This is a genomic window from Candidatus Neptunochlamydia vexilliferae (assembly GCF_015356785.1).
In the GTDB taxonomy this organism is placed as follows: Bacteria; Chlamydiota; Chlamydiia; order Chlamydiales; family Simkaniaceae; genus Neptunichlamydia; species Neptunichlamydia vexilliferae.
Genome location: NZ_JAAEJV010000077.1, coordinates 1 through 6,916 on the forward strand (window position 1 = coordinate 1; position 6,916 = coordinate 6,916).

General features: G+C 40.3%; 6 protein-coding genes. 3 read left to right on the plus strand and 3 right to left on the minus strand.

Annotated features, from left to right (window positions below):
• The first annotated feature begins 803 nt into the window (after positions 1-803).
• Positions 804-1,139 carry a hypothetical protein gene (locus NEPTK9_RS08715; protein ID WP_194848446.1) on the plus strand — a complete coding sequence of 112 codons (336 nt, stop codon included), beginning with the start codon at positions 804-806 and terminating at the stop codon, positions 1,137-1,139.
• Positions 1,140-1,731: 592 nt separating this feature from the next.
• On the opposite strand, the gene NEPTK9_RS08720 is transcribed toward NEPTK9_RS08715, so the two are convergent.
• Both NEPTK9_RS08720 and dnaB read right to left on the minus strand, forming a co-directional pair.
• Complete coding sequence (locus tag NEPTK9_RS08720; protein ID WP_194848447.1) at positions 1,732-3,024, minus strand: hypothetical protein; 1,293 nt, start codon at positions 3,022-3,024, stop codon at positions 1,732-1,734.
• Positions 3,011-4,363: a replicative DNA helicase gene (gene dnaB / locus NEPTK9_RS08725; RefSeq protein WP_194848448.1), complete on the minus strand. Its 1,353-nt coding sequence runs from the start codon at positions 4,361-4,363 to the stop codon at positions 3,011-3,013. The genes NEPTK9_RS08720 and dnaB overlap by 14 nt, the downstream gene beginning before the upstream one ends.
• Positions 4,364-4,861: 498 nt before the next feature.
• Here dnaB and NEPTK9_RS08730 point away from each other — a divergent pair, with 498 nt between their 5' ends.
• Entirely contained in the window at positions 4,862-5,752 is an 891-nt protein-coding gene (locus NEPTK9_RS08730; protein ID WP_320412061.1) for a ParA family protein, read from the plus strand.
• A complete protein-coding gene (locus NEPTK9_RS08735; protein ID WP_194848449.1) occupies positions 5,745-6,482 on the plus strand; it encodes a CT583 family protein in 738 nt (245 codons plus the stop codon). The genes NEPTK9_RS08730 and NEPTK9_RS08735 overlap by 8 nt, the downstream gene beginning before the upstream one ends.
• Before the next feature lie 55 nt (positions 6,483-6,537).
• Here NEPTK9_RS08735 and NEPTK9_RS08740 read toward each other — a convergent pair.
• Positions 6,538-6,916 (minus strand): HU family DNA-binding protein (locus NEPTK9_RS08740; protein ID WP_228547104.1); only part of this gene is annotated, 379 nt, incomplete at its 5' end.

Genomic DNA, 6,916 nt, shown 5'->3' on the forward strand with positions numbered 1-6,916 from the left:
ATAAACACGATATGGTATTTACAATCCCATTTAGAATGAGATAAACTCTCAAAAGACGATGTTGTATTCATAATTTTTTCCTTTGTTGGTCTGCCAAGCCCAACAAGGAAAATACAACATCGTCTTTTTTCACTAAATCTTAAGGCCAAGCCTTGAAAGTCCACTGGTCAAACCAGTGGCTTACCTGTCAATGAGTTAAAATTTACAACAAGCGAAGAGCTTACTAAAAAAACATTTACTTGTCAAAATTTTCCAAATTCAGATAAACAGCTTGGAAAGCTATTAGAAGCCTTGAAGGAGTTTGTGCTGCGCGATTCAAAAGCTTATTTTTTTGAAGTTTTTGTTGTATGCTTGAAAAAAGGATCTTTTGTTACGTCAACAGAGTTTCTCTATACCGGTTTGGTAAGCCACCGCTGCAGGCTCCGATAGGAAAGCCTGCGGCTAAGTGGCTACCCATCTTATAAGATCTTATATATTCTTATATACTTCTTATAAGATCTTACACCCTGTTTTTCTCTATGAAAAATGCTACATACATACCGGTGATTTGCTACACATATACCGGTGATTTGCTACGACTATAACGAAAAACAAGGTGTTTTAGCTACAAGTATCCCGGCTATTTGCTACAAGTGTCCCGAACAGAAGCTTTTCTAAACCAAGTAATTGTTAAAAATTAGGGTCTATTAGAGCTAACTATAACATCAGAGGAAAAAAGTTCAAGAGATCTTAGGCCGTGATATAGGGCTTTAGGCAGACCTGAAAAAAAGGAGCCATCCTCTGCTACAAGCATAACGAAAGATATGAAAAAGGGGGTGCTACAAGTATCCCGAAAGAAGGTAGGGATTGTGCTTTTAGGCTGCTACATAGAGGATCTCAAGGAGATAGGAAAAGTTAGAAAATCTCTCTGCTACAAGCATAACGAAAGGTGGAAAAAGACGCTTGCTACAAGTATCCCTAAAAGCGGTAGAGATCATGTTTTTAGGCTACTACATAGAAGGCTTCAGTTAGATAGGGAAATAAGGGGGAAACTCCTCTGCTACAAGTATAACGAAAGATATGAAAAAGGGATTGCTACAAGTATCCCGAAAGGAAGTAGGGACCGTGTTTTAAGCTGCTACATAGAGGGTTTCTGTTAGATAAGAAAATAAGGGGGAAACTCCTCTGCTACAAGCATAACGAAAGATATGAAAAAGGGGTTGCTACAAGTATCCCGAAAGGAAGTAGGGACCGTGCTTTAAGCTGCTACATAGAGGGTTTCTGTTAGATAAGGAAATAGGAGAAAACTCCCCTGCTACAAGTATAACGAAAGATATGAAAAAAGGGGTTGCTACAAGTATCCCGAAAAAGGTAAGGATCATGTTTTAGTCTGCTACCTAGAGGGCTTCAGTTAGGTAGAAAACTCCCCTGCTACAAGCATAACGAAAGATATGAAAAAGGGGTTGCTATAAGTATCCCGAAAAAGGTAAGGATCATGTTTTAGTCTGCTACCTAGAGGGCTTCAGTTAGGTAGAAAACTCCCCTGCTACAAGCATAACGAAAGATATGAAAAAGGGGTTGCTATAAGTATCCCGAAAAAGGTAAGGATCATGTTTTAGTCTGCTACCTAGAGGGCTTCAGTTAGGTAGAAAACTCCCCTGCTACAAGCATAACGAAAGATATGAAAAAGGGGTTGCTACAAGTATCCCGAAGAAAAGAACATTATGGGTTTTTTGGTTTTTCTGAATAAAATTATTGAAAATCAGGATTAATATGGAAAATGTACTTCATTTGGCCTTCCCTCCCTTCAACATATTCAAAAGAGGCTAGCAATCCTAGATTGGTTACTGTTTGTATAGCATCGCTAATGCGTTGTGCTACTCGCTTTTTTTGGCGCGATTGAAGGTATTTTGTGAGTTTAAGGACATGAGGTAGGCGCTCTTCGTTGATTTCAACAGTTGTCCGTTTAGAAGCAAGTTCTCTCATTAGGTAGTCTCTAAGGATATTCATTGCTTCTGTTACTAGCCGGTGACCACCGGCTGCTATTACCATTCTTTTGTTGATGTTGGTAGGATATTCAACGTATTTTGTGTTTATTTGTTCGACTAGGATTGGGTTAAAGCCGATAATGAGCTCTCCCTTAGAGTCAAATATAGAGGTGTTATCCGACATCTTCTTTAGGTCTTTTTCTTCGATACCTTCCGTGTATTTAATCACCTGTATAAGACTTTGGTACTCTTCTATTCGGTCTGTTAGAATTTTTGTCTTCCCCTTTTCGGTGACTTGTCTTTTACGGTCAAAGAGCATTAGGAACTTTTTTGCCGATAGATTCATGAGAGTTTCTCGCACAAATTTAATGTCTTTTCCTGAGTAGTTGGCATTTCCTAGATAAGTTTTATAAAGTTCTCCAGGTCTGATTCGAATTCTTGGGCTTTCTTTTTTCTCTTTTCCAAAAATAACGAGTGTAGGTTCGACATTCCCCTTGTAGTAATCAGGATCATGGGGATTGAGGTTTTGGCTTTTTTGATGGAGAAGGGTTTGGAGTGCATTTAAGAGTTTGTCTTCTGGTGCAGTTAGTCTGACTCCAACAGACTTTACTTCAAAGCCATGCTTTTCGATTTTTGATTTAATCGGTTTGGATTGAATCATATCGAAGATCGTTATTTGGTTTTTTTTAGGGAATTCATATTTTAGTTTTTGGTCAATCATGTGACCTGATTGGCGAAACTTTTCGATCCCCTTTTTCCCTGGATCCAGAAACTGTATTAGTCTTTGACTGTTGTTTTTAAGAAAAACCAAGTGTTCTAAAAGAGAGGTTTTTTCTTCTCCTTCCGGGGCATTGTCTTTGACATGCTTAATGAGGCTATTAAAACCCTCTTTTTTAAATTCTGGAGCAGCAAGGATTGCATCAAGCTTTTCTTCTAAGAGTTTATCCCAAATCGCTTCAATTTGATCTATGAGAGCCCCTTTTTTCGCAAGCTCTGCTAGGTTTTCTTTCGAAGAGCTTTCTATAACTTCTACTTGGGCTTCTTTAGAAGATGTCATTGTCTGTATCCTCTTTGGTAATTAATGGGTCAAATTTAGCAAAACTCTTAGAGAAATGAAGTGCAACTTCCCCTGTTTTTCCATGACGATTTTTAGCAATGATAAGATCTGCTTCTCCTGGACGGTCATTTTCATCATAGTAATCGGGTCTGAGTAGGAATGTCACAACATCAGCATCTTGTTCTATCGAGCCACTTTCTCGAAGATCGCTAAGTAATGGGCGGTGGTTGGTCCGTTCTTCGACTTTTCTTGAGAGTTGGGCGAGGCATACAATAGGGATATGGAGTTCCATAGCGAGGTTTTTTAGGTCTCGAGTAATTGTAGAGATCTCTACGAGTCGGGTTTCCCCTGTTCCTCGAATGAGTTGGAGATAATCGATAATAAGGAGTTTAATCCCCTTTTCTTCTTTAAGGTGGCGAATTTTTGCTGTGATATCATTTAGAAAGCAACTCCCCTCTTGAATGAAGATCGGTAGGCGGGAGATTTGAGGTTCGACTCTTTCGATAGTTTTCCACTCTTGACCTGTTGTTCTCCCTTCACGAATCGTATCGCCTGCAACGCCACTTTCCATAGAGAGCATTCTTTCGTAGAGTTGAATCGAAGACATTTCTAGAGAGACGATTCCAACGGGATGGTTTTTTGAGACTTTTTGGGCAAAGTTTAGGGCTAGGGCTGTTTTCCCCATTCCTGGCCTTGAAGCGATGATGATGAGGTTTGAGTTACCAAACCCTCCGATCGTTCGATCTAGGGCGTCATAGCCCGTTGAAACGCCATCTACGAAAGGTTTGTTGTGCTTTTGAAAGAACTCTCTTCTAAAGGCGAGCTCTGCAAGGTAGCCAGACTCCCCTTCTAAAGCACTGATTTCTGCAAAGCTTTGAGAGGTGCTTTTTAGGAGGTTTTTTGAGATTGCGCTAAACCGTTTAGAAAAGTTCTCAATGAAACTGGGAACGTCATGGGTTTTTCCTATTTCAGCGGAAAACTTTTTAACTTCTGAAAGAGCTTCTCGTTTTGCCCAGTTACTGTTTAAGATCGTGACATAACTTTGTAAGTGGATGGGAGATGGTGCGGTTTGAGCTAAGTCGAAAACGTAATCTGCCCCTTTTGCTTTCTCTATTAGGTCATGAGACTTTAGATATTCGATAAGGAGTTGGGTTTCGCTTGGCTTATCTTCTTTGTTTAGATGTGAAAGGGCGTCAAAAAGCGTTTGATGTTCTGCGTAAAAGAAGTGATGGCGTTGAATGCTTTCACAGCAAGCCTTTCTGTCTTCAATGCTGTTTATCATTCTGCCCAAGATTAACGCTTCTGCCTCTTGGGAGGCGATCTCCATAGTTTCAGTCATCGTTCCACAAAGTGTTAAGTGTAGCCTTCCTTTTAAGGCTACATGGTTTTGCATTGGAAGTCAACGATCAGTTGTGTGAATGATATCTTAAAAAACCTCTTTGGTTTTCAGGAGATTAGGCAGATATGCAACGGTTGCATATCTGGGTTGAGTGTTCCTATTTATCTATATGAGGTGACTGAGGGTCCTGAAAGAATCTGTTGCTAGCAGTCATTCGAATTAAGAGGTGAACCTCTAGGTGTGATGCAGAGAGTTTTCAGATATGCAACCGTTGCATATCTGGAGAAATTGTTGAGCCTTTGTTTGGGGTGTGATTAAAATCCGTACTCTATGAAAACCCTCTTTCTTTCGGGAAGTTTTCTACCAGATTTGCCCAGCTTATTAGAAAATTTGACAAACACCTATTAGCCTTTTCTCAGGAAAATGCCCCAGCCGCTTCCAAGGGGGTTCATAGAGTACGGATTTTAATCACACCCCTTTGTCTGATTTAAGTTGCGAGTGCGGTTAAAATCTGATAGATTAACGGAAATGTGGAATTCTATGATGAAAGATATGTTAGCGCGCTTTAAAACAACTAGGAATAAGATGAAAACAGTTACTTTTTGCTCCTTTAAGGGAGGAACCTCCAAAACATCGACGGCTCTGAACTTAGGGAGCTGTTTAGCCAAATTTCATGGAAAGAAGGTCTTACTTGTAGATCTTGATCCTCAAGCGAATTTATCGATTGGTTTAGGAGTAGGTGCTGATTGTTTAGAGACAATGGTTTTAGTTCTGCAAGAAAAAGCGCAGGTTGAGGATGTGATCGTAGAAACCTCTACACCGAACCTTTCTATTATTCCTGCAAACATCCTTCTGGATGGTGTAGAGAAGCTTCCACCACTTGGAAATGATTGCTACGCCCATGAGAGGGTAAGAAGAGCTTTGCAAAGTGTAAAAGATCAATATGACTACTGTTTCATCGATACACCCCCATCTTTAGGGTGGCTTACGCAATCTGCTTTTTTTGCCTCTGACTATTCGATGATTTGTGCGATTCCAGAGGCATATAGTGTGATTGCTCTTGGACAGCTCCAAAAGATTTTCACGACGGTGAATGAATATCATCCGATAGATGTACTGGGAGTTGTTTTTACGTTCTGGAATGAGCGTGGTGCGATTAATGAAGAGTTGCTTGAAGCGGTTGAGGAACATTTCCCAGGGAAAACATTAGAATCAAAGGTAAGAAGGGATAAGGCTGTCTCTAGGGCTGTGTTTGAAGGGGTTCATGTTTTTGATTATGAACCTTCGTCTAGGGCAGCAGATGACTACAAAGTTTTAGCAAAAGAGTTTTTGAGCCGTGTTGGCGACACGAAGAAAAAGTCTAAAAAGAAGGAGAAAGTGGGTGTCTAGGAAACTAAAGTTTGCCAACCCCGCGTTAAAGAAAGGTTCTGCGTCGAGTAAAAAGGTGGAATTTAACCTTGTTACCCAGACAAATAGCTTTAATGCGGTTTTTGACCTGCAAAAGTTAGACCCGGAGGAGGAACGTCAGCTTGAAGAGATTTTAGAGTCGAATTGGATTCCAGACAATTTGTCGAAGAAGGAATTGACTCAGAATATGACGACGTTAAAAGCGATTACTTCTGAAATCAAATCGATCTCTAGGCAGGGCGCTTTTTTGATAGGGGAGAGAGTTGTTAAAGCGCGTGAAATGTTAAAGGACTATCGGAATGGGACATTTACCGTTTGGTTGGAGTCTACTTTTGGAAGTTTGAGAAGTGGTTATAATATGTTGGCCTATTATGAGCTGTTTACGGCTCTTCCCAATGAAGGTTTGAGGACGAAATATAAGACGATGCCTCAAAAGGCTGCTTATAGCTTAGCGAATCGGAGAGGGGATTTAAGTCGGAAGCTTCAAATCATTGATCAATACTTCAACTTAAAAAGTAAGGATCTTCTCTCGATCGTTCAAGAAGAATTTTCTAGAGGGGACCGTCGGAGTAAAAAGAGTGTCGATTCTCAAGTAAAGGTGCTTCTTGAAACAACGGATCAGTTGGTAAAAAAGAAGCAAAAGCTCTCTAAGGATAACTTGGACGACATCAAATATGTGATCTCTCGACTTAGGGAGACTATCAAGAGGTAACTTCTCTTGTGGAGGGATAGGGGAGTTTTCAGTCTAAAGGGTGATTTGCGCCTTTTTAGGAGCTCATCACCTTTTCTTTGACCTTTTTGCCTGGAATAAATTTTACAGCGCGCTTTTGGGGGATAACAATAGGGATATCGGCCTTTTTGGGATTTCTTCCTATTTTTTGCTTGCGGATGATGGTTTCAAAGACACCAAAATCGCGAAATTCTAGTCGATCCTCGTTAGAAAGACTTTCTGTAACGCAGTTCAGAAGCTCTTGAACGATGATCTGTACGATCTTGGGGTCTAGAGCTGCCTCTCTTGCGATCTTTTGGATAAGGAGCTTTTGAGGGTTTCTCGCTGTTAAATTCTCATAGAGAAAAAATCTATTTTCCAAATAACTTTCCCCCAAATTTTCCTTGATTTCGGATTTTCTTTCCAGAGAAGAGTTT

Excerpts from the sequence above, each read along its gene's own strand:
- NEPTK9_RS08715 (WP_194848446.1), top strand. The coding sequence starts at position 804 with ATGAAAAAGGGGGTGCTACAAGTATCCCGAAAGAAGGTAGGGATTGTG.
- dnaB (WP_194848448.1), bottom strand. The coding sequence starts at position 4,363 with ATGACTGAAACTATGGAGATCGCCTCCCAAGAGGCAGAAGCGTTAATC.
- NEPTK9_RS08720 (WP_194848447.1), bottom strand. The coding sequence starts at position 3,024 with ATGACATCTTCTAAAGAAGCCCAAGTAGAAGTTATAGAAAGCTCTTCG.